The sequence below is a fragment of the Gimesia sp. genome, from assembly GCF_048260065.1.
In the GTDB taxonomy this organism is placed as follows: domain Bacteria; phylum Planctomycetota; class Planctomycetia; order Planctomycetales; family Planctomycetaceae; genus Gimesia.
On record NZ_JBLXHC010000008.1, the window covers coordinates 190,801 to 212,488 of the forward strand.

Below are 21,688 nucleotides of genomic sequence, written 5' to 3' on the forward strand. Positions count from 1 at the left end.
ACTGCTTCATAATCCGATCAGTCAGGAATCCATCACCGGCTGAACTCAATCGAAAGCGCACCATGAAATACTTTTATAACCTCTGCCTCACTGTACTGTTCTGCTTCCTGCTACCGATGACTCCGTCAGCAGCAGCGGAAGAAAAGAGCCCGCCACGTCAACTGCTGATCGGCTACGGGGAAGGCGTGCTGCAGCTGGACGAACAGAATCACATCGTCTGGCATTATCATCCTGCGGACATCGAAACGGTCTACGATGCCTGGCAGCTGCCGAACGGGAACGTGCTGTTCTGTCATCGCTATGGCGTGCGGGAAGTAACGCTCGATCAGAAAACGGTCTGGGATTATAAAATCCCGCGGGAACCGGGCAAGCAGGAAATCAACTCCTGCCAGCCTCTGCCCGACGGAAAGGTGCTGATCCTGGATTGCGGCAATCAGAAGCTGCTGGAGGTCGACCGCGATCAGAGTGTGACGCACAGCATCGATCTGCCTGACGGCGGCAAGAACGTTCACAACCGCTATATGCAGGCCCGCAAGACGCCTCAAGGCACGTATCTGATTTCGTATCGCGACAACAAGTTGATTCTCGAACTCAACGCCGACGGCAAAGAGGTCTGGCGGTATAAATTAAACGACAACGATCGCGCCTTCACCGCAATCCGCCTGCCCAACGGTCGCACGCTGATCCCCTGTATTACCTCGTATCGCATCATCGAAGTCGACCCAGAGGGAAAGATCACCTGGGAGCTGGACAAGCAGGACGACCTCGGTTTCGAACTCTTGTATCCGGTCGGCGTGCAGGTGCGCAACAACGGCAACCTGGTGGTGATCAACTCCGACTATCACCATCGCAAAGGGATGGACAACGACGTGCAGGCATTTGAAATCACCCGCGACAAACGGGTGCTCTGGACGCTGAAGAAGACAGACCTGGAAACGGACGGCAAAATCCCCGTCGTCGAACGCGGCACAAAAATGCCCTCACATCATCTGCTCAGCATCCAGATGCTGGGAGAACCGGCGGGATTGAAGTAGGCGGGAGAATCTCAATTGAAAATGCTCGTGGAATTGGCAGTACGGATGACGTTCTAATGGCACAGTACACATCAATCTGTTCCAATTGCGGCGGAACGGAGATTGGTAATTATTATCAACATCTGATCAAGGGGGACTTGCTCTGGTCTGGCCACGCTAATTGTAAATCCTGTGGTTCGAATATTGAATTTGATGGCGTAGGTGATCTGCCAGATGAATTGAAACCAGCGATACTGGCTGAAGAAGGTGAATGGCAATTAGTACTCGATGATCAAAACGATATTGTCCCTGCGCTACATGTACTCAGACAGCGAAAACAGGTTTCATTGAAAGATGCCAGGGCCGTGTTAAATGACTTAAAAGATACAAAAACGACACTCACATGGATTCAGGATGGTCTCCGTCAAGTGAAGATCAACTCAACGCTGGTTCGCTGTAGCAGTTAAAAATGAACATAGCCGGGAAATCAACGCGGTCGGTGATGTTAAGATAACCAATCCATCAGACCTGTAGCGGCTTGAGAATCCATTTCGGAGGCAAATTCGGGCTGAAACACATTAACAAGTGTTGATACGTGGTCGTTTTCACGATATAGTACTAAGCATAGAGAGATTTATCGTCCCACCGACTGGCAACGATTGCCAACCCCGCAACCATCCCACCTCACTCACCAGGGAAAGGAGCAGGAATGTCTCAGCGAACTGCAGAATTTTGTGATGGCGTTTCACGTCGATCCGTAATCAAAGCAGGTCTGACCGGCTTAATGGGTGTCTCCCTCCCCGACATTCTGCGTCTTAAAGCGCAGGCCGCGGAAGCAGGACACGCAAAACAGGATACGGCGATTATCTTTCTGGAACTGGCGGGGGGACCGGCGCAGCATGAGACCTACGATCCCAAGCCAACGGCACCGGCTGAATACCGCGGGCCTCTCACCTCGATCAGTACCGCCGTCCCGGGCGTGCAGTTCAGCGAGTTCATGAAAGAACAGGCGCGGGTCTTCGATAAGCTGGCGGTCATCCGTTCGATTCATCACGATTCCGGCAGTCACAGCACCAGCAGTCATCTGACGCAAACCGGTTATTACCTGCGCGATCGTCAGAACAGAGAAAACGAAATGCCGAGCATCGGCTGCATCACTTCCAAGGTGCGCGGCAGTAATACTCAGGGCATCCCCGCGTATGTCTCACTGCCACGCGACATGCGATACGGTCGTGCTGCCTGGCTGGGCAAAGGCTTCAATCCCTTCATCACTGCCCGCGATGCGGATATCAAAAACTTCGAAGTCCCCAACCTGACCCTGTTAAGTGGATTGACTTCCAAACGCCTGCAGGACCGTAAGACACTATTGAAAAACTTCGACGCCACCCGGGAAATCATCGACAACAACGGTGTCGGTGACGCCATCGATCAGTTCACGCGGGAAGCGTTCGATATGGTCGCGGGAGACGCTGCACGCAACGCCTTCGATCTCTCCCAGGAAGATGAAGCCACGCGCGACCGTTATGGCAGAACTCCTTTCGGACAAAACATCCTGCTCGCCCGCCGACTGGTCGAACACGGGGTGACCGTCGCATCGGTACGGGTGACCGGACCCAGTTGGGACGATCACCGTGACCTGGTCAAACGGATGCGGGAAAAAGGGGTGCCTTACGACCGTGCGTTTGCGGCGCTCGTCGAAGACCTGCATGCACGCGGGCTCGACAAAAAAGTGATGGTGGTCGCAATGGGTGAATTCGGGAGGACGCCAAAATTCAACAAGACCGCCGGCCGCGATCACTGGGGACGCGTGATGAGCGTCGCCCTGGCAGGGGGCGGCATCAAAACCGGCCAGGTAATTGGTTCATCCGATGACCAGGGGGGCGCACCGGTCGATGCACCGTATCGTCCCGAAAATGTACTGGCAATGCTCTACCGCCATCTGGGCATCGATCCATCGACCACATTTCTGGATCACAGCGGCCGCCCCCGGTACATTCTGGAACGCCGCGAACTGATCAGCGAATTGATCTGAGTTGACCACAAGATTCTTTTCAGCAATTTTTGAGATACTTTGATCCCGTCGCGGATGACTTCGTTTTCAAAGTTATGACTTTGAAATGCGAAAAATGCGGGCAGAATCGCAGGGTCATTCTGCGCATCATCCAGTCCGACGTCTGCGAGGCGTGCGGCCATATCCCGCTGTCAGGTCGCCTGATGCGAGTCTTCCTGCAAGTGGTTGCCGTATTGATGTTTGCAGGAGGAGTACTGGGCTTCAATTCGTCTCCGGTAGCGGGAACCGTGATTTGTCTGATGGCGATCGCCCTGTTAACCGTGACGCTGCGGCATTCCCGTAGTGGAATACGCAAACTGCTGGAAGTGACGCGAAAGGCAACTGCCAGAACATCAAACTGGGCACTCTGTTATCTTTTTCTGGTCCTGCTCGCTGTCCCTGCATGGATCTGGTGTGATGCCAGTTTTCAATCGGCTTACACCTGGGCCCGAGTTGATCTGGGAATTCCCGATGAAACCGGTCGGGATTTCCTTTTTCTAAACTTTCTGGGCGCGAGTTATTTAGAAGATGCCGGGAAGCCCACGCTTTATTGGGAAATGCATTCGCTGTCAGTGCTGGGGCCCCGCATTGGCGTGATGCTGCTGGTTCTCTGTGGTAGCGTGATTTGTATACTGCTGGCGGTAATACACATTTTGCTGAATGGTGCGAGTAAAAAATATATTGTTCTGTTTACGCTCTGCGTGAGTGGCATTGGGACTCTGGTGTATCAACAGGACAACCTGCTCTGGTATGCAGTCCGCTATCGAGTCTCAAAGAACCTTCCCCGGTTTGAAAAGGCCTTGAAACCGCTACTGGAGAAATGGCCCACAAAGTCGGGAACGCTGCCTGAAATCGGAAAGTTCTTTGCAAATGAAGGACTACCGGGGCAAGTTTTTTTGCACGATACGACCAGGTATGAGTCAGAAGAAACGATGGGATCTTTCATATCGAAACTTCCAGATGAAGGTATCAGTTTTACGCTGGAGCCACACTACCTGTTTCGGCTGGAATATCATCCTCCCGAGAGTGGTCCGTTGAAGAAAGTTCGGGGCAGATTCTGGACAGAGCACCTCACCCGGTCGGACCGGATCGCGGAGGGCTGGTATCTGACGCAGTACTCGGCTACTAGAAATGAAGAGGAAGATCAGAAAGATTGACCTGCTGACATAATTCTTAACCGATCCGACATTTTGTCTGGAATCGCTGGACGGAGCAAATTGGGACTTTCTTTTGACTCGCCGTCCTGGATAATGCGTTCACACGATCAGAGGCTCGCGCCGAATCTCAGATCGGACTGCGATTGTCTGTTTCTGAAACCTGCCCGCGGGATCGGAAACGCGGAAATTCATTCTGGACCTGATTCTTTATGTGGCTGCATGCTTCCTGCTTACTGGATTTCAATATTCCCGTGGATACTCCCTTTCTGCTGATGCTGCGCCCTCGTAGCGGAAGTCAGCAATGGGTGGGTCGCGAACAGTACGTGTTGACGCCCAGTCTCTCGGCGGTGGAATTTACCGATCCATACGGGAATCTCTGTCAGCGGCTTGTTGCACCCGCCGGCTCATTTTCGGTAAAAACGTCGTTTGATATTGAAGTCGCCGACTCCTCTGATACGTGCCCCGGCGCGCCGTTTGTTCCCGTCGAACAACTGCCTGAAGAGACACTCCCCTTCCTGTTACCCAGCCGCTACTGCGAATCGGACCGCTTCTCGCAGATGGCCTCTTCACTCGTGGAAGGAGTGGCCCCCGGTTATAACCAGTGTGACAAAATTGTGGATTATATCCGCACAAACATCCGCTACGCGCCCGGCGAAGGACAGGAAATCATCAGTGCCTGCGAAGTCAATCAGAAGACACAAGCAGTCTGCCGCGATATGGCGCATCTGGGAATCGCCTGCTGTCGTGCACTGTCGATCCCTGCGCGGCTGGTGGTCGGTTATCTGGAAACGCTGCAGCCGATGGACCTGCATGCCTGGTTTGAAGCCTATGTCGGCGGTCGCTGGTACACGTTCGACCCGACGCAGAACAATCTGGATGGCGGACGGGTGGCGATTGCCTATGGTCGCGATGCCGCTGACGTCGCCGTCTACACCCAGTTTGGCGATCCTGTCGAACTGCTGAATATGCAGGTCAGCGTCGAACAGATTTCCCCGCCCGAGTATTGAAATTCATTCGCCCTGCCTGAGGCTCTCACTCTTTCTCACCAGTACCTCCTGAATACTGCCGGTAAGTCCCTCCTGCCGACCAGAAGGTTGAGTTATTTCCCTTCACGCAACGTGACAACACCTGATCCATCTGCCCATGCTTTCTTTAAAAATGAATGCAAATCCCTCCTTATTTCAGACGTTTTTTGCGGGTTATGAAGACTTGTTATCCATCGCATCTTAATTCGGATAGCGGGATCAGCTAATAGATTGAAAATTCCGTCATTCTGAGAATCGCAAAATATGATTGTGTGTCTGTCACATTCATTTGTACTCTAGCAGACATCTGACCGGCTTCGACACTTTTTTGAGTAGGAACTATGAACGCCAGCTCCATTAACCTGTCACCCCCCGAGCACACAGCAGGGGAACCAGATACAAAGCCGAAGTACCAGGCCGCATGGTCTCTGTGTATTTCCACTTTGACACTGCTCTGGTTCGGCGCTGTGGTGTATGGGATGTTTGTGCTCTGGCAATACCAGTCGACACCGGGTACAGATTCGCTGGCGGACGCCGACTGGCCTCCTGAGAGCCTTATGACCTGCAACAGGATGCGACCGACGCTGGTCATGTTTGCTCATCCTCGCTGTCCCTGTACAGCTGCCAGTCTGAGTGAACTGGCCAGGATCATGACGCTCGGTCCGGAACGGGTGGATGCCCGGATTGTATTTTTCAAATCCTCTGTATTTCCCAAGGGCTGGGAAAAAACGGATCTCTGGAAGACCGCAGCTGCGATTCCGGGCGTCACAGTTCTCAGTGACCTGGATGGCACAACCGCCAGATTATTTAAAGCGACGACCTCCGGATACACGCTTCTCTATAACACACAAGGAAATCTGCTGTTTCACGGCGGTATCACCGGTTCAAGGGGACATGCCGGTGATAACGCGGGGAGATCTGCCATTGAATCGATTCTGCTGCATGGAACAGCAGAGCAAAATGAAACATTCACCTTTGGGTGTCCCTTGCTGGGAGAGCAGAACATTTCACGTCAGGAGGGACTGTAATGTCGCTATCCATACTGACAAAGCCTTGTTCACCCTCAGTCTCTCAAAGAGCAGATCGGCTGTTTCAGAGTAATCTGCACCAACACTATCAGAGAACCGACCGGCTGTTTGCCTGTCTGATGATAGTGCAGTGGCTCGCAGCAATGGCCGCCGCCTTCTGGATTACGCCGCGCACCTGGATCGGCAGTAGTAGTCAAACCCACGTGCATGTCTGGGCCGCCTGTCTGCTGGGCGGACTGATTACCCTGTTTCCCGTCATGCTGACGCTGTTACGCCCCGGTACAACATTAACCCGACACGTAATCGCCATCAGTCAGATGCTGACCTCTTCCCTGCTGGTCCATCTGAGTGGTGGCCGGATTGAAACACATTTCCATATTTTCGGATCACTGGCATTTCTGGCATTCTATCGAGACTGGCGTGTGTTGATCTCTGCCACTACGGTTGTTGTCATAGACCACTCTGTTCTCGGTCTGTTTTACCCGCAGGCCATCTTTGGCGTACTTTCCACCAGCCCCTGGCGGATTGTGGAACACGGTGCCTGGGTCGTATTCGAAGACCTGTTCCTGTTGATTGCCATTCATCAGAATATACGGGAAATGAAAGCGATCGCATTACAGCAGGCCGAACTCGAAGAGACAAAAGCATTCGTCGAAACTGAAGTGAAAAACCGGACTCTCGAACTGCATACAGCAAACTGGACGATTACCGAGAAAAACCGGGTTCTCAAACAGCAGACAGATGAATTGAAACAACAGGCGCAGCAACTGCTGACTGCTAAAGAAGCAGCCGTAGCAGCGAACCGCGCCAAGAGCGCCTTCCTGGCAAACATGAGCCACGAAATCCGCACTCCGATGAACGCCATTCTGGGCTTCAATGACATTCTGCTGGATGGTGTCAAACGGCCGGAAAATATTGAAGCCGCACATACGATAAAAGAAAATGGTCAGTACCTGATCCGTCTCATCAATGATATTCTGGACCTCTCTAAAATCGAAGCAGAAAAACTGGAGATAGAACACGTTCACTGTTCGCCGCACGCTCTGCTCAACAATATTTATTCGTTGATGCATGTTCGCGCGATCGCAAAAGGATTGCCTCTCGATTTTCAGATCGACGGCCCCCTCCCCGAAACGATCAGGACAGACCCGACTCGCTTACGCCAGATTCTGATTAACACCATCGGCAACGCGATTAAGTTCACGGAAACCGGTTCGGTCAAAGTCGTCACTCGTCTGCTTGATCTACCGGACCAGCCAACACGCCTGCAGTTTGATGTCATTGATACAGGTATCGGGATCAATCAAGCAAGTATTGACTCCCTGTTTGAACCTTTCACCCAGGCCGACGGTTCGATGACCCGGAAGTTTGCTGGCACGGGTCTGGGCCTGACGATCAGCAGGCGTTTAACCGAACTGCTGGGTGGTGAAATCAGGGTTTCCAGCGAAACCGGAAAAGGGAGTATTTTTTCCATCACCATCGAAACCGATTCACTGGAAAATGTCCCCCTGATTCAATCCAGTTGCATCGTGAGAACACCAGAACCCGGAGTTCAGCAGCCGGAACTGTTCGAGACACTCCCACTGGAAAACTGCCGGATCCTCCTGACCGAAGATGGCCCCGATAATCAGAAACTGATCAGTTTCATCCTGTATAAAGCAGGCGCTGAAACCGTAATTGCGGAGAACGGAAAAATATCCTATGAACTGGCAATGGCAGCCGTGCATGCGGGACAGCCTTTCGACGCCATCGTCATGGATATGCAGATGCCTGTTCTGGACGGCTATCAGGCCACACAAAAACTGAGAGCAGCCAGCTATCAGGGCCCGATCATTGCATTAACCGCGCACGCCATGAGCGGCGATCGACAGAAATGTCTGGACGCCGGCTGTGATGAATACCTCACCAAACCCATCGATCGCAGAAAACTGGTCGAAGTTCTCGCCAGTTTTATTCGTCAGACAAAAGATAAAACAAAGAACATCGATCTGAATCACTGCGAAGCAACCAATGCCGCTTTTTGACGCGTTTCTCCCGTTCACATTTCTGATCTTTTCTGAAAATCAGGAACATTTTGCGTGATATCCACTGGTTTATCTCGCCTCGATAGCAGCCTTTACTATCAGGGGGATTTCCAGATGCGAACTGTCTTTCCACACCGACTGCCAAAGCCACGCAAGGCATGGCGGAAAACTGCGCTCATTTCACTGCTGATCTTTTTACTGTTGATAACACTTATCGGGAGACCAGCATTACACTTAGCAAAAACCGCCTGGAAGGATACTGAAGAGAGAGAACCGCCCCAGGCAGGATTTGTTGATGATGCCAGCCGGATGAATGCAACGGAGATCAGTGAAGTCTGGCCCGTTCCCCATAACCCCCGCGAAGCGGAAAAACAACTCGCACAGTTGTTTGCACGAGCCCGGAGTGAAGGAGTGCCAGTTTCTATCGCCGGTGCACGACACAGCATGGGCGGGCATACCCTGGTTCCCGGGGGAATCATGGTTGACATGACGACCTTTAACGATATGGAACTGGATGAATGCCAGAATCTGCTACACGTCCAGGCGGGGGCCAAATGGAGTCAGATCCTTCCCTGGCTCGATCGGCGGGGAAAATCGGTCGCGATTATGCAATCGAATCATTCTTTTACCGTCGGCGGGTCTGTCAGCGTGAACTGTCATGGCTGGCAATATGGTTCTCCTCCCATCGCCTCGTCGGTAGACTCGTTTCGCCTGATGCACGCCGATGGAAGCATTCTCCACTGCAGTCGAACCGAGAATCCCGAATTGTTTTCATTGGCTCTGGGAGGCTATGGACTGTTTAGACTGATTCTCGATCTCGATTTACGAATTGTCCCCAACGAACGTTATCGCCTGGAACAGGCAACCGTCCCCGTCGAACAAGCTCTCAGTACCTTCGACACCATGATCGAAGATCCCGATGTCGCGATGACTTTCGCGCGCATGAATATCATGCCCGATCAATTTCTGAACGATGTGATCATCACTGTCTTCTATCGTGATCCGGAACCATCAGAGTCTTTACCCGAACTCACAGAGATACCTCTGGCGGCAATCAGACGTCCCCTCTTCCGAGGCTCCAGCAACAGTGATTACGGGAAAAAGTTACGCTGGCAGGCAGAAACAAAACTGCAGCCACACGTGAGACCGAACTACTTTTCCCGGAATCAGTTACTTAATGAAGGAGTCGAAGTTTTCGAGAATCGCTCTGCAGACTATACCGACATCCTGCATGAATATTTTATCCCCCGCGCCGGTCTCACAGAGTTCACGACCGCACTCCGCGAGATCATACCCCGTCATCACCAGGATTTACTGAACGTCACGATTCGTCAGGTCGATGTGGATGAAGATACCTTCCTGCGTTATGCCGATCAGTCTTTGTTTTCATTCGTCATGCTGTTCAGTCAGCCACGATCCGACAAGGGGGATCGCCAGATGAAAAAACTGTCTATCGAACTGATTGATGCAGCCATTCAAGCGGGTGGACGATATTACCTGCCTTACCGACTGCATGCCACACCGCAGCAGTTTCACAGAGCCTACCCGCAGGCAAAACAGTTCTTTGCACTCAAGAGAGTCTATGATCCTCAGGAACTGTTTCAGAATCAGTTCTACCTGAAGTATGGGCGTTCTCTCGAAATTGACCAGCGGTAATATTCGACTTCCTGACAGGAAGACAGTTCATTTCAATCTGATGATTCACGAAGCTGCTTTTCACACTCCGCCAGTAATTCCTCTGCATTTTGTTGCGTTGTCGCTCCCAGACAGTGACTGGAAATTACCAGGTTCAGGTCCTGTGCAGCGCGGAAATATTCTGCCTGAGCGAAATAAGCCTGCCCGCGATTCCAGTACGCTTCCGCCTGAAAGTAGGCCGGCAGTCGATGTTCACTCGCCTGCTCGATGACCGCTGTCAGGTCGGCGATCGCTGATTCATATCTGTCCTGCTCCGCAAAGAGCCTTCCGCGACACAACAGCGCACTGAGTATCATGCCCGTTGGCAGCCCCTCCAGTGATTCGATGATTGTGGTATGATCCGCGATCGCTGACACCCATTTCCCTTGAGCCGCATAAGACTCTCCCCGCATCGAATAAGCCTGGGCAACGAGTTCAGCCGAAACCTCACCGCGGCATTCGATCATCCGGTTCATATCTTCAGTCAACTGGTCATACCTGTCCAGTTGCTGATAGACGGATCCCCGATAATATAAGGCCTGGCACATCAACTCGGTATCCTCAGCCGAGGCACTCTCGATCACCTGACTATAGTCGGCAACCGCCTGTTCCAGACGCCCCTGGGTATGCGATTCGATGCCACGCTTAAGGACGGCGTTGTGATTCATAGGGAATAAGAACTCTCATCTTTTCAAAGCTGGTACAACTCGTAACTGGAACTGCAGGGCGTTCCCCGCGAAACCTGCATCCGCTGTTGTTCCGGTTCGATGATCACGGAAAACACAGTCTGCCAGTAACCGGTGTCCGCGTCATCGTTCACATGCCGACACAACGACCGCGGATATCCTTCGTGATCGGTGAGCGCCGCCTTGATGTCGTCGACGCTGATTTCATCGCCACATGCCTGCAACAGAGAATCGATGCGTGCCTTCCGTGGATGCGAACCGATCAGCTCGGGAAACTGCTCGTTATACTCACACAGTTCCGGATGCAGACAATGATTGGTATGCGTGATCCAGCTCGTTTCCACTGGTCTCAAAACCTGCACGGTTTCCAGAGTCACTTCCAGATCCGCAGGCCCTTCCGGGGTCATCAGCATGATATTCGCAGGGATCGCCCGCTCGGCCCGACGAATGGCCTGAACCGCCGCCTCCAGACTGGTTGTCTCGTACAGTTCACGCAACGTGAAGTAGTGAGGCACTCCCGTCGAACGGCTGGGAGCGGGCAGACTGTTCAGACAGGCCCCGATGCCCGCATCATTGAAACCGACATAAGAAATCAGCCCGGCCTGCGTCACCGTCATCAGCGCCGGTTTCCCCGCTGGTCGGCGGGTGAGGACGATTGTAAACGGATCAAGGGCTGGATCGTTGTCCCAGTTCTGCGCGACAATCGGCCCCCGCGTGGAAGTGGCCGGCAGACTGAGCGACGTACAACCCGCGTCCGCATCGGGTGTAAACTGATTGCGAATCTGCAGCAGCATGATTTTCCAGAACGGGAGGTCCGTCGCTTCCGCGATGCCCTGCAGTTCTGCGACGGAATCGGCACTGTACTCTTCCGCGTAAGAGAGACAGTGCTCCGCATGCGCCCGCGCCTGCTGACTGCTGACATCCAGCATCTCCCGCAGCCGATCCAGAGCCAGTTCACAAAAACCGGCAATCTCCTCCCGCGCCGCCTCACCGGTCTGCTGCCCCATTTCCAGCGGCGTACCGGTCACTTCAATCTCACGATAACGGCTTGAGTCAGACATTGTCACCCTGCATGTTTCGATACCACGTAGAGACGAAAGAAGAGCGCCTTCTTATGACTCATACTTACCGGCTGGCTTTTTTGATGGGCTCGGCCTGCTTGAGTGTGGTCAGGTACTCGACGATGTTGACGAGTTCTTCCTGGGTGAGCACTTTCTGCAGGTCGGCTGGCATCAGTGATACTTTCTGCTGAATGATTTCATCGACGTCTTCCATTTTGAAGGTCCGCGAAATCGCTTCGGCATCCTTGATCGTGATTGCATCGTCAGTCTTATTGACCAGCAGGCCATTCACCACGTTCCCCGAGGCCAGGACCACCGTGTACGATTCGAAGTTGTGGCTGATGCCTGCACTGGGAAACAGGATCGATTCGAACAGCGCTTCGCGGCTCAGCTTCTTGCCGATCTCTGACAGGTTCGGACCAACTTCTTTCCCCATGCCGTTAATGACATGGCATTTGGCACAGGTCCCCTTCGTGTTGAACATCACCCGACCATCCAGCTTATCCCCCTTGATGCTTGCCAGCACATTGATCGGAGGCAGAGGCTTGTTGTCTTTGGTGGGAGGAGCCGGATAGATTTTCGCAGCCCGCTCTTTGACATCTTTCATGATCGTCGACGACATCGCTGCGGCGACCGTCTGTTTCAACTGGGGATCAAAGTCCTTTTTCTCAGCCAGATCCAGCAACGCATGGGCGCCCGAGCGGGATTTGGCAATCGCACGGACGGCTTCCCGTCGATCCACCAGCGGCTCCTCTTTGTTGGTGATCAGCTTCAGCAGGATCCCGTTCGCACCGTTGTGCCCTGCATTTCCCAGAGCCCAGATCAGATCGAGTTTCTGATTCTGTTCTTTTTCCGTATCGGCTTTGTTGTCCAGAGACTTCTGGATCAACTTATTCAGCTTCAGACTCAAAGCAGCGCGGATCGCGTCCACCGATGTCTGGGACTTGCCGGCGTGTGCAGCGATTGCCACCAGTTCGGGATAATAGTCCGCAGCTTTGAACTTCTGAACCAGCATAATGAACTCGGGAGTCCCCCGACTGCTGTCGATGACCTGGGCGAGCGCCTGTTTGTATTTCGCATCCTGCATGACCGTGTTGGCGGGCATACGGGAAATCGCTTCCGCGATGATATAGGTTTCACGTTTTTTATTCTGCGGTTCTTTCAGCAATGCCAGCTCTGCGACAGCGGCACCTTTTTCCTTGCCCGGAATAAAGTCCAGAGCCCGGAAGTAACGCGGCAGAGTGTCCAGTTCGGTATTCGGGTCTTCAATAATTTTGACCAGGTAAGGAACCGCCATTGGAATTTTGGAACGCCAGATCAGATCACGGCCGACCGGTGTATTCCAGTTGTCGCCCGCCTGTTTGAGCCAGGCGGTCAGGAATTTCTGTTCCTGCTCATCCATGCCGATCCCCAGTGCTTCCAGGTACCAGCGATCTTTACCGTCATACTGATCTGCCAGCGTGACCCACAGGGCGGCTGCTTCGGGCGACTTGTTGTGATGTAATGCGATTGCGCATTCACGACGCACCTGAGGCGAAGGATCTTTCACCAGTTGACTGACATACGGAATCACATCCTGCTTGTAACGGCGGGCGGCACGCAGACCGGTAATCCGAATGTCAGAATTTTTATCCTGAATCGCCCGGGATACATATTCGCCGGTTTTCCCTTTGATGCCGGCCAACAGCCAGAGGGCGCGAGCGCGGTTCCTCTGGTTGTCAGACTGATAGAGTTCTTCCAGCTGAGGTTGTGCCTGATCCTGCAGGGCGTGCAGTGCATTCCAGGCGAGATAACGTCGCGCCAGGTTCGGATTTTTGATGCCGGCAATCGCACCTTCGACCGTACTCAGATCCAGTTTGTCGAAGACATACTTCGCATCAGCGGGAGCAATCCGGAAAATGCGACCCCGCTCCTGATCGCCAATCCGGTGACCGCCTACACCCGGATCATACCAGTCGGCGACGAACAGCGAACCATCGGGGGCAACACAGACATCGGAGGGACGGAACCATTTGTCCTGTTCGCTGGTAATAATGTTCGCGATTTCGGCTTCGTAGCCGGCACCATCTTTTTTCACGGGATAGGCGCGAACCACATTCGGACCAGCGTCTGAGTGAATGACTTCACCCCGGTATTTTTCCGGCAGCAGAGAGCCTTCGTAAACACAGATGCCCGTCGGTGAGCCGGCTCCGGTCTGCAGCAGGTTTGGTACGACACCCGGATCGCGAAGATGCCAGTGACGCAGAGGAATTTCGTCGTGCATGCCCGTACGTGGCGAATTCCAGCGGGCCCCCGTCAGTTGATCGAGGTAACCGTAATTCCCAAATTCCATCACGTAGTTAATGCGAACACCCCGGTTGCCGTCGTCATCGTTATCGGACTGCCAGAGGGTGCCGAAAGAATCGACGGTGATTTCATAGTTGTTTCGGAAGTTGTGACCGAGTACTTCAAAGTCAGAACCGTCCAGGTTGCAGCGAAATACCATGCCGCCCCAGTAAGGTTTGCCATTATCAATGACAGGCTTTCCATTGCGTTCCAGGATCGGTTTGCCCTCAGCATCGAAGACCTGCTTACCGCTGTTTCCAAAGTTCCAGTACAGTTTGCCGTCCGGTCCGAAGATGGATGTATGGGCTGAGTGATCGTGCTCGCCCCCCGCGATTTTGAACAGCAGTTCTTTCTTGTCGGCTTTGCCGTCGTTGTTCTCGTCGGTAAACAGGAACACATTCGGGGAAGCAGCGACAATCACTTTGTTCCCTAAGACACAAATCCCCTGTGAACCGTTGACGTCATTGCCCTGGTAAAAAACGGTCGTCTTGTCGGCTTTGCCGTCGCCGTCTGTATCTTCCAGAATCAGGATCCGGTCCCCCTCTTTGCGAGTGGAGATATCACGCAGACCGGCGCGATAGTTGACGATTTCACAGATCCAGACACGCCCTTGTGAATCCACGTCCATACTGGACGGACTGCTGATACGCGGCTCGGAAGTAAACAGCGTCGCTTTGAGACCGGGGGCCACCGTCAGACTGGGAACGGCCTGCTTCGGATCATGTTCGGTCTGAGCAGAGACAAAAGAGGTCGCGGCACTGGTATTCAGCAGCAGGGCGGGAATGATGGCAAGCCAACGGTACTTCATGGAGTCAGTTTCCTTTTATTGATTCAAGTTGCTGTCCCGGGTCTGTGTCAATCAGTCATTTTAATCAAAGTCTGTTTATTGATTCCACTCTTTCAGCAATGCTTTAATCCGGGCAGGATTAAAGTTGTCCGGTTTTTCGTAATCCTGATTGGCTTCCAGTTGTTCGACTGTGACAGGCGCCGATTCCACTCCCTGCGAAGGGACTTCCGCGTGCGCCGTCCAGGCAATCGCATTCAATACGAGTTTGCGAAAATCGTTATGGCCCCAGTTCCAGTGAAAGTGACCGCCGGTAAACCCAAACCCGCGACCTCCGTCCGGACGTTCGTAGGCCCACGCCATATGCTGAGGCTGCCCGATGGTTTTCCGCACATCAGGATTACCGCTGTGAGCACCATCAGGACGTTTCAATGTTTCTTTGGGAGGAACAGCCGTCAGGATCGGCTGCACATTTTTCATTTCAGGTTGAAACCGCATGTGGTAATACCATTCATCATTAATGCTGAAGGGTTTCACGCCATGCGAAATGGGATGATCGGGCAGGCTCTTGTAGTCGGCGGTCCAGTGTGGATTGACCGACCACCATTCTTCAAAGTATCCGCCAATCCAGCGCAGAAAAGCATCGCCGGAAGCACCTTTAGGAACTTCCACACCATAGTGCAGGTTTACCATGCCTACACCTTTTTCGGCCAGTCTGCTGAGTTCATCCAGATGATCATTGTAAGGATGACGTCCGCCACCATCGCAGTAGATCACAATCGAGTCGGCGTCGTCCAGCACACTGGCATCTTCAGGCCAGCCTTCCGTGACAACGATGGTTTCAATATCCAGGCCACTCTTTTTCAACGCATCAGCCAGCAGCATACAACCGGCACGATGCTCGTGAGCACCGTAGCCGTGACTCTTCTTACCGGCGATCAGCACTACTTTTTTTTTAGCGCCGTCCGTGGAAGAAGTCTGGTCGCCAGCCGGCAGTTCCTTCAGTTCGATATCACGGAACTGTACAACCATCGGAGGACCAGCGTGCAGCTGTAAGGCGATAATGCCGTCAGCGCGGCGCTGTTCGGGATCGTTGTCGGTCACATCAGCTGTCACGACGCCATTGATTTTGTGAATCAGATGATTGCCGCGGGCGATGATTTCGTAATCGTTCCAGTCTTCTTTTTTGATCTTCTTCTGGATTTCGTTCGTATCGCCGAGATAACCGACGACATCAATTTTTTTCCCTTTTTCGATGTCGGTTTTCTGTCCGCGAAGGGCCAGGATGCCCCGCTTTCGTTCTTCGTACAGAATCCCGGAATACTTATCGCCGGCTTCCATATCAGCCTGATAACCGCCTACGCGCCATTTGTCTGCCGCATTGGGTAACTTAAAGCTGCGGTACTGCACGCCCGAATTGTGACCGATGATTTTGTATTTCAGTTTCAGTACAAAGTCAGCCGGCGTTCCCCCCTGCCAGATTATGAACGTGTTGCCTTTGGTCGGGTTGTCTGCAGTCGTGCGCCCGGTGATCGCCCCATCTTCGACCGACCAGAAACGGGGATCACCGTCCCAGTTGTCGAGCGTCTTACCATCAAAGATCGGCTTGAAACCTTTATCACCCGCGTCGACGGGCTGAGGGCTGAATAACAGAGCGACACAGAACAGAGTCAGAAACAGTGAGGTGTGAATGCGAAGCAAGCGCTGTAGTGTCATTAATCCCTCCGGGAGAATATCAAGTCGTTGAGAACCGTTGTGATTCGCTCTGGCAGGCTGCAGCTGGTTTCTGAAGAATACAGGCTACAGATAAAAAGAGCTGGTTTGAGTCAGTCCTACTATCTTAAACAGACGCAGCTACGATAATCCAGCGTGAAAGCGGAGATTACGAAATAGACAGGATTGTTAAGAAATTACAGCCAATAGAGCGAGAGTGTTACCCATGTGTCCGAACGTGTGTTACCCATGTGTCTGAACCAGACAGTTTCCCGTTGTCTGCGACACCCCCGGATTACATCCAGGGCTACCCGATTCAGGATGCACTTTCTGTATGAGTACGATTCTCAGGTGCTGATGACTGCGATCAGCGCATAAAAAAGGCGCTGTTGCCAGCGCCAGGTCTCTTGTTCTCGATGGAGGTGTTCCCGTTTATTGCAGGAAGACTTCTGCTTCATCGAGGAAGTTCTTTTCGAGGGCTCGCATTTCGCCGACAGCATCTGCCAGTGCGACGGGAACAATCTGTGTTCCCCGCAACGCGACCATGTAACCGAAGTGATGCTTCAGAGCCAGCCAGCCGGCGTGAACGCCACAGCGTGTTCCCAGCACGCGGTCTGCGGCACTTGGTGAACCGCCACGCTGCAGGTGACCCAGGGTAACGTGTCGGGTTTCGAATCCGGTGCGGTCTTCAATCATTTTCGCAACGGTTTCGCCGATGCCGCCCAGTTTGACGTGACCGAAATCATCGACTTCGCCGTCCTGAGTGGTTACGCCTTCTTCTTCGTTGAACTGAGCGCCTTCACTGACAATCACAATGCCGTACAGTTTGCCGTTCGCACGACGCTTCTTCAGCACTTCGACCATGCGATCCATTTCGATGGGAATCTCGGGGACCAGCGTGTAGTCGGCGGCGGTTGCCAGACCGGAGAACAACGCGATCCAGCCTGCGTGTCGTCCCATGGTTTCGACAACCATAATACGACGGTGTGATTCGGCAGTGGTTCGCAGACGGTCAACGGCTTCCATCACGATGTTAATCGAAGTATCGAAACCGAAGGTCACGTCGGTGGAACTCAGGTCGTTATCGATGGTTTTAGGGCAGCCGATCACAGGTGCTTTATGATCGCTCCAGAGTTTGCTGGCCACGCCCAGTGTGTCGTCACCACCGATGGCGATCAGACAGTCCAGGCCCAGCTTTTCCAGTGTAGCGAGTACCTTAGGCACATCTTCTTCTTCATTTTTGTAAGGGTTGGTACGGGAAGATCCCAGGATGGTTCCCCCTTTGAAAATGATGTCGTCTGTATTTTCAGAAGTCAGTTCGATGTAGTTACCTTCAATCGCACCCCGCCAGCCTTCCAGCAGACCATAGACTTCGCCGCCTGCATTGCAGATGACGCGTACGGCGCCACGAATCACCGGATTCAAACCAGGACAATCTCCACCACCCGTTAAAATACCAACTCTCATTATTCTACCTGTACCTGTTTTCAAAAAAGTAACGTCTCTGACTTTGCTTGAGAGACTCAAAATATGACCAGCTTACAATAGGAAGTGAGCGAAACTTCGCTTCCGAAACCGGAGCGTTTTGCCGACACAGGACCCCTGGCGGATGAGCGAAGTGAATGCCCGCAGGTCTGCTACAATACAAAACGACCGAATGTCTGTCGCACTAATCTCTGGGAACGATTTACCAGGTCCGTTCGATAAACGTGGTATCGACCTTACCTTCAATGAACGCCGAGTGATTAAAGATCTTCTTCGCCAGGGGAATGGTGGTCTTGATCCCTTCAATCACGAACTCATCCAGGCAGCGTCTCATGCAGGCCAGCGACTCTTCACGCGTCGGTCGGTGGACAATGAGCTTGCCAATCAGAGAATCGTAATAAGGGCCCACGGTGTACCCCTCGTAAATATGCGAGTCAAACCGGACTCCAGGACCGGCGGGAACCCGCAACTTTGTGATTTTGCCTGGTGATCCGCGAAAATCATTTTCGGGATCTTCCGCATTGATACGGAGTTCGATCGCAGAGCCCTGGCAGGGGACATTTTTCTGCTTCAGCTCCAGTTTTTCGCCGGCAGCGACACGGATCTGCTGTTTGATCAAATCGATGCCGGTCACCAGTTCGCTGACCGGGTGTTCGACCTGGATACGGGCATTGACTTCGATGAAGTAAAACTCATTGTCAGGTCCGACAAGAAACTCGACGGTACCCGCGTTGGTGTAACCGGCTGTCGAAACGAGACGACAGGCGGCTTTACAAATGTCTTCACGAACCGATTGAGGCAGGTTAGGAGCCGGGCTCTCTTCGACCAGCTTCTGATGACGACGCTGCAGACTGCAGTCACGCTCCCACAAGTGAATCACATTGCCGTGATTGTCCGCCATAATCTGCACTTCGACGTGCCGTGGATTTTCAATGTATTTTTCAATGTAGACGCCGGAATTTTTGAAAGCGGCTTCCGCTTCGGCAGCAGCTGCTTTGAGGCCCGCTTTCAGCGAGATGTCATTGCGGGCCACCCGCATCCCTTTACCACCACCGCCGGCGGTCGCTTTAATCAGCACGGGGTAACCGATTTCCTGGGCCACACGCAATGCTTCTGCTTCGTCGGTCACCAGACCTTCGGTTCCCGGTGAAACCTGCACGTTAGCCGCTTTGGCGATTTCCCGGGCAGAGACCTTATCACCGAGCTGGGCCATCGCTTCGTGAGGCGGGCCGATGAATTCAATATTACAGCTCCGGCAGACTTCCGCGAAGTGGGCGTTTTCTGCCAGGAACCCGTAACCGGGGTGAATGGCCTGCACGTTACCGATTTCAGCGGCACTGATGATTCGATTGATCATCAGGTAGCTGTCAGTCGCAGCCGGCGGTCCAATGCAGATGGCCTCGTCAGCCAGCGAGAGATAATGTGCGCCCCGATCTGCTTCACTGAAAACCGCAACAGTTTCGATTCCCATTTCACGACAGGCACGAATCACTCGCAGTGCGATCTCACCTCGGTTTGCAACCAGTATTCTTTGAAACATGTGTTTTTGACTTGGTAATAAGGACACTTCATCTGAGTTTCTGAACGCAACGGCATGACCTGCCTGATCGCGAACTTTCTACGATAGCAGGCTTCAGCCTTGAGAGATTCGGAACAGAGGCTGGCCGAATTCGACCGCTTCGCCATCTTTGACCAGAATCTCCGTAATCGTGCCATTCATCTCAGCGGGAATCTGATTGAATACTTTCATCGCTTCGACGATACAGACAATGGTATCAGAACCCACTTTAGAACCTACGCTGACAAACGGTGGATCGTCAGGGCTCGGAGAGGCATAGAAGGTCCCCACGGTCGGGCTCTTGATGACCGGACCAGCGTCAGCAGCAGGTGCCGCTTCGGTCGGAGGCGCGGGAGCTGCTGCAGGAGCAGCCGGTGCTGCCATGGGAGCAGGCACCGCATGCGGCATCGAGGCGGGAACCATTGAGATCGTTTCCTGCGGTCCGCGACGCAACTTCCAGGTTTCTTCACCGCGCTTCAGATTAACCTCGGTCAATCCGTGCTTTTCCATCATTTCAAACAGAGTCTGAAGTTTTTCCAAATCGAAAGGCTCGCCTTTCGGCACCTCGTTTTTTGCCATTGACCTACCTTAATTTCGTATTCTCAAGCTGCACTCGCATTGCCGGCTGTAAAGAGGACGGATTGACATAAACGTCCTTCAGCAACACGTTCCAGGTTTTCACTCTTTGACTGACGATATGGGGAAAGGGTCCAAACGCTGACGACTGGCGCGCACGCTCTACCCCGCCTGACATGTTAAGATTCAGATTCTAAGCCAAATCACATCAGAAAACCAAGAGTAACAGGAGAGTTTCTCCAATAAAATCGGGCACAACGCTGCCCGTTTTCCCGACAAAACCCCTGCAACGTAAGTTCCTGTCCTAATACCTTTAACGATCATTTAAGGTGACCTCATGATCCAAATTAGAACCCCACCGCAACCAACACACATCCGAACACTATTTTTATCGCTTTCACTCAGAGTATTGCCGATTCATACTCTTTGGGGACACTGGTCATAACTTCATTTCCATTCCGGGTCACCAGTACATCATCTTCGATCCGCACACCTCCCCAGCCAGGGAGATAGATGCCCGGTTCGACCGTCACGATCATGCCCGGTTTCAGTTCCGTCGGCACATTTCCCCCCAGGCGCGGCCCTTCGTGAATGTCCAGGCCGATTCCATGTCCCAGGCTGTGAGTGAACTGTTTGCCGAAACCCGCCTTCTCAATCACGGCTCGCGCCACACGATCCACGTCCCGGCAGAGCACTCCGGGTCGGATCGCTTTGATTGCCGCCAGCTGTGCCTTCAGAACAGTCTGATACACTTTTTTCAGTTTGGCCGGTGGTTTCCCATGAATAATCATCCGGGTGAGATCACTGCGGTAGCCTTTCTGAGTCATTGCGCCCCAGTCCACCAGCAGAAAGGGTGAGTCCGCAATCAGCTTTTCGGTCGGCATCGCATGCGGCAGGGCTGCCCGTTCTCCCACAGCGACAATCGGATCGAAGGCCGCCTGACGGGCTCCAAACCTTCTCATCGCGTGTTCCAGCTCATGGGCTCCCTGCAGTTCCGTCATCTCAGGCGTCAGCATCGCCCGAAAGACTTCAAAACCGCGTTGTGCCTGCTCGATCGCTTCACGAATCTCCTGGATTTCGGAAGCATCCTTGATCATCCGCAGTTCTTCGACCAGACCCGCTATCGGGATCCACTGGGCGGCGGGGGAAATTCCGCTCATGGCATCCAGCTGTTCGCAGGTCACGATATGGCTTTCAAATCCCAGTTTGGGCAGATGCGATTTCTTGAGCACCTGCTCCACCGCCGTGATCATCGACTCGGTCGCTTTGCGAATGTAGACATCCAGATCGGGACACTCTTCTTCCAGCTGGGTCGTGTACCGCCCGTCACTGATTAACACCGTCTGCCCTTTGCCGATCAACAGGTAACTCGAATCCCCGCTGAACCCGGTCAGATAAGTCACATTCGTTTCGCTGGTAATCAGCATCGCCTCGGCGCCCCTGCGCTTCAGTTGTGAAATCAACTTCTTCCTGCGAACGGCCAGATAATCTTTACTCATGATGGTCCTTCATTAATGGTGTCAGTCGGT

General features: G+C 53.1%; 16 protein-coding genes. 8 read left to right on the forward strand and 8 right to left on the reverse strand.

From position 1 onward, the window contains the following. Positions 1–62 precede the first annotated feature (62 nt). The 8 genes from ACN0YN_RS16760 to ACN0YN_RS16795 all read left to right on the forward strand — a co-directional run bounded on the left by ACN0YN_RS16760 (position 63) and on the right by ACN0YN_RS16795 (position 9,953). Positions 63–1,034, forward strand: a complete 972-nt coding sequence (locus tag ACN0YN_RS16760) for a hypothetical protein (protein ID WP_417386177.1) — start codon at positions 63–65, stop codon at positions 1,032–1,034. 56 nt (positions 1,035–1,090) lie between these two features. After that, positions 1,091–1,480, forward strand: coding sequence for a hypothetical protein (locus ACN0YN_RS16765; RefSeq protein ID WP_417386178.1), 390 nt, complete (start codon positions 1,091–1,093; stop codon positions 1,478–1,480). Positions 1,481–1,722: 242 nt separating this feature from the next. Next, complete coding sequence (locus ACN0YN_RS16770; RefSeq protein WP_417386179.1) at positions 1,723–3,045, forward strand: DUF1501 domain-containing protein; 1,323 nt, start codon at positions 1,723–1,725, stop codon at positions 3,043–3,045. A gap of 182 nt (positions 3,046–3,227) precedes the next feature. Further along, positions 3,228–4,220 (forward strand): hypothetical protein, encoded by a 993-nt coding sequence (locus tag ACN0YN_RS16775; RefSeq protein WP_417386180.1) that lies wholly within the window; start codon positions 3,228–3,230, stop codon positions 4,218–4,220. Positions 4,221–4,429: 209 nt separating this feature from the next. Continuing rightward, entirely contained in the window at positions 4,430–5,227 is a 798-nt protein-coding gene (locus ACN0YN_RS16780; protein WP_417386181.1) for a transglutaminase domain-containing protein, read from the forward strand. Between the two features lie 359 nt (positions 5,228–5,586). Further along, positions 5,587–6,273, forward strand: a complete 687-nt coding sequence (locus ACN0YN_RS16785; RefSeq protein WP_417386182.1) for a hypothetical protein — start codon at positions 5,587–5,589, stop codon at positions 6,271–6,273. After that, the gene (locus tag ACN0YN_RS16790) at positions 6,273–8,297 is read left to right on the forward strand and encodes an ATP-binding protein (RefSeq protein WP_417386183.1); all 2,025 of its coding nucleotides are present in this window, start codon (positions 6,273–6,275) and stop codon (positions 8,295–8,297) included. The genes ACN0YN_RS16785 and ACN0YN_RS16790 overlap by 1 nt, the downstream gene beginning before the upstream one ends. Positions 8,298–8,411: 114 nt before the next feature. Next, the gene (locus ACN0YN_RS16795) at positions 8,412–9,953 is read left to right on the forward strand and encodes an FAD-binding oxidoreductase (RefSeq protein WP_417386184.1); all 1,542 of its coding nucleotides are present in this window, start codon (positions 8,412–8,414) and stop codon (positions 9,951–9,953) included. Positions 9,954–9,985: 32 nt separating this feature from the next. Here the strand turns inward: ACN0YN_RS16795 and ACN0YN_RS16800 are convergent, their stop codons facing one another. The 8 genes from ACN0YN_RS16800 to ACN0YN_RS16835 all read right to left on the reverse strand — a co-directional run bounded on the left by ACN0YN_RS16800 (position 9,986) and on the right by ACN0YN_RS16835 (position 21,658). After that, entirely contained in the window at positions 9,986–10,639 is a 654-nt protein-coding gene (locus ACN0YN_RS16800; protein WP_417386185.1) for a tetratricopeptide repeat protein, read from the reverse strand. A 23-nt stretch (positions 10,640–10,662) separates the two neighbouring features. After that, positions 10,663–11,718: a C45 family autoproteolytic acyltransferase/hydolase gene (locus ACN0YN_RS16805; protein ID WP_417386186.1), complete on the reverse strand. Its 1,056-nt coding sequence runs from the start codon at positions 11,716–11,718 to the stop codon at positions 10,663–10,665. A 64-nt stretch (positions 11,719–11,782) separates the two neighbouring features. Next, positions 11,783–14,851 (reverse strand): PVC-type heme-binding CxxCH protein, encoded by a 3,069-nt coding sequence (locus tag ACN0YN_RS16810; RefSeq protein WP_417386187.1) that lies wholly within the window; start codon positions 14,849–14,851, stop codon positions 11,783–11,785. Between the two features lie 75 nt (positions 14,852–14,926). Then, positions 14,927–16,543, reverse strand: a complete 1,617-nt coding sequence (locus tag ACN0YN_RS16815) for a family 16 glycoside hydrolase (protein WP_417386188.1) — start codon at positions 16,541–16,543, stop codon at positions 14,927–14,929. A 429-nt stretch (positions 16,544–16,972) separates the two neighbouring features. Next, positions 16,973–18,007, reverse strand: coding sequence for a 6-phosphofructokinase (locus tag ACN0YN_RS16820; RefSeq protein WP_417386189.1), 1,035 nt, complete (start codon positions 18,005–18,007; stop codon positions 16,973–16,975). A 220-nt stretch (positions 18,008–18,227) separates the two neighbouring features. Further along, positions 18,228–19,565: an acetyl-CoA carboxylase biotin carboxylase subunit gene (gene accC / locus ACN0YN_RS16825; RefSeq protein WP_417386190.1), complete on the reverse strand. Its 1,338-nt coding sequence runs from the start codon at positions 19,563–19,565 to the stop codon at positions 18,228–18,230. Positions 19,566–19,658: 93 nt separating this feature from the next. Then, positions 19,659–20,162 (reverse strand): acetyl-CoA carboxylase biotin carboxyl carrier protein, encoded by a 504-nt coding sequence (gene accB, locus ACN0YN_RS16830; protein ID WP_417386191.1) that lies wholly within the window; start codon positions 20,160–20,162, stop codon positions 19,659–19,661. Positions 20,163–20,560: 398 nt separating this feature from the next. Next, positions 20,561–21,658: a M24 family metallopeptidase gene (locus ACN0YN_RS16835; RefSeq protein ID WP_417386192.1), complete on the reverse strand. Its 1,098-nt coding sequence runs from the start codon at positions 21,656–21,658 to the stop codon at positions 20,561–20,563. Between the last annotated feature and the right edge of the window lie 30 nt (positions 21,659–21,688).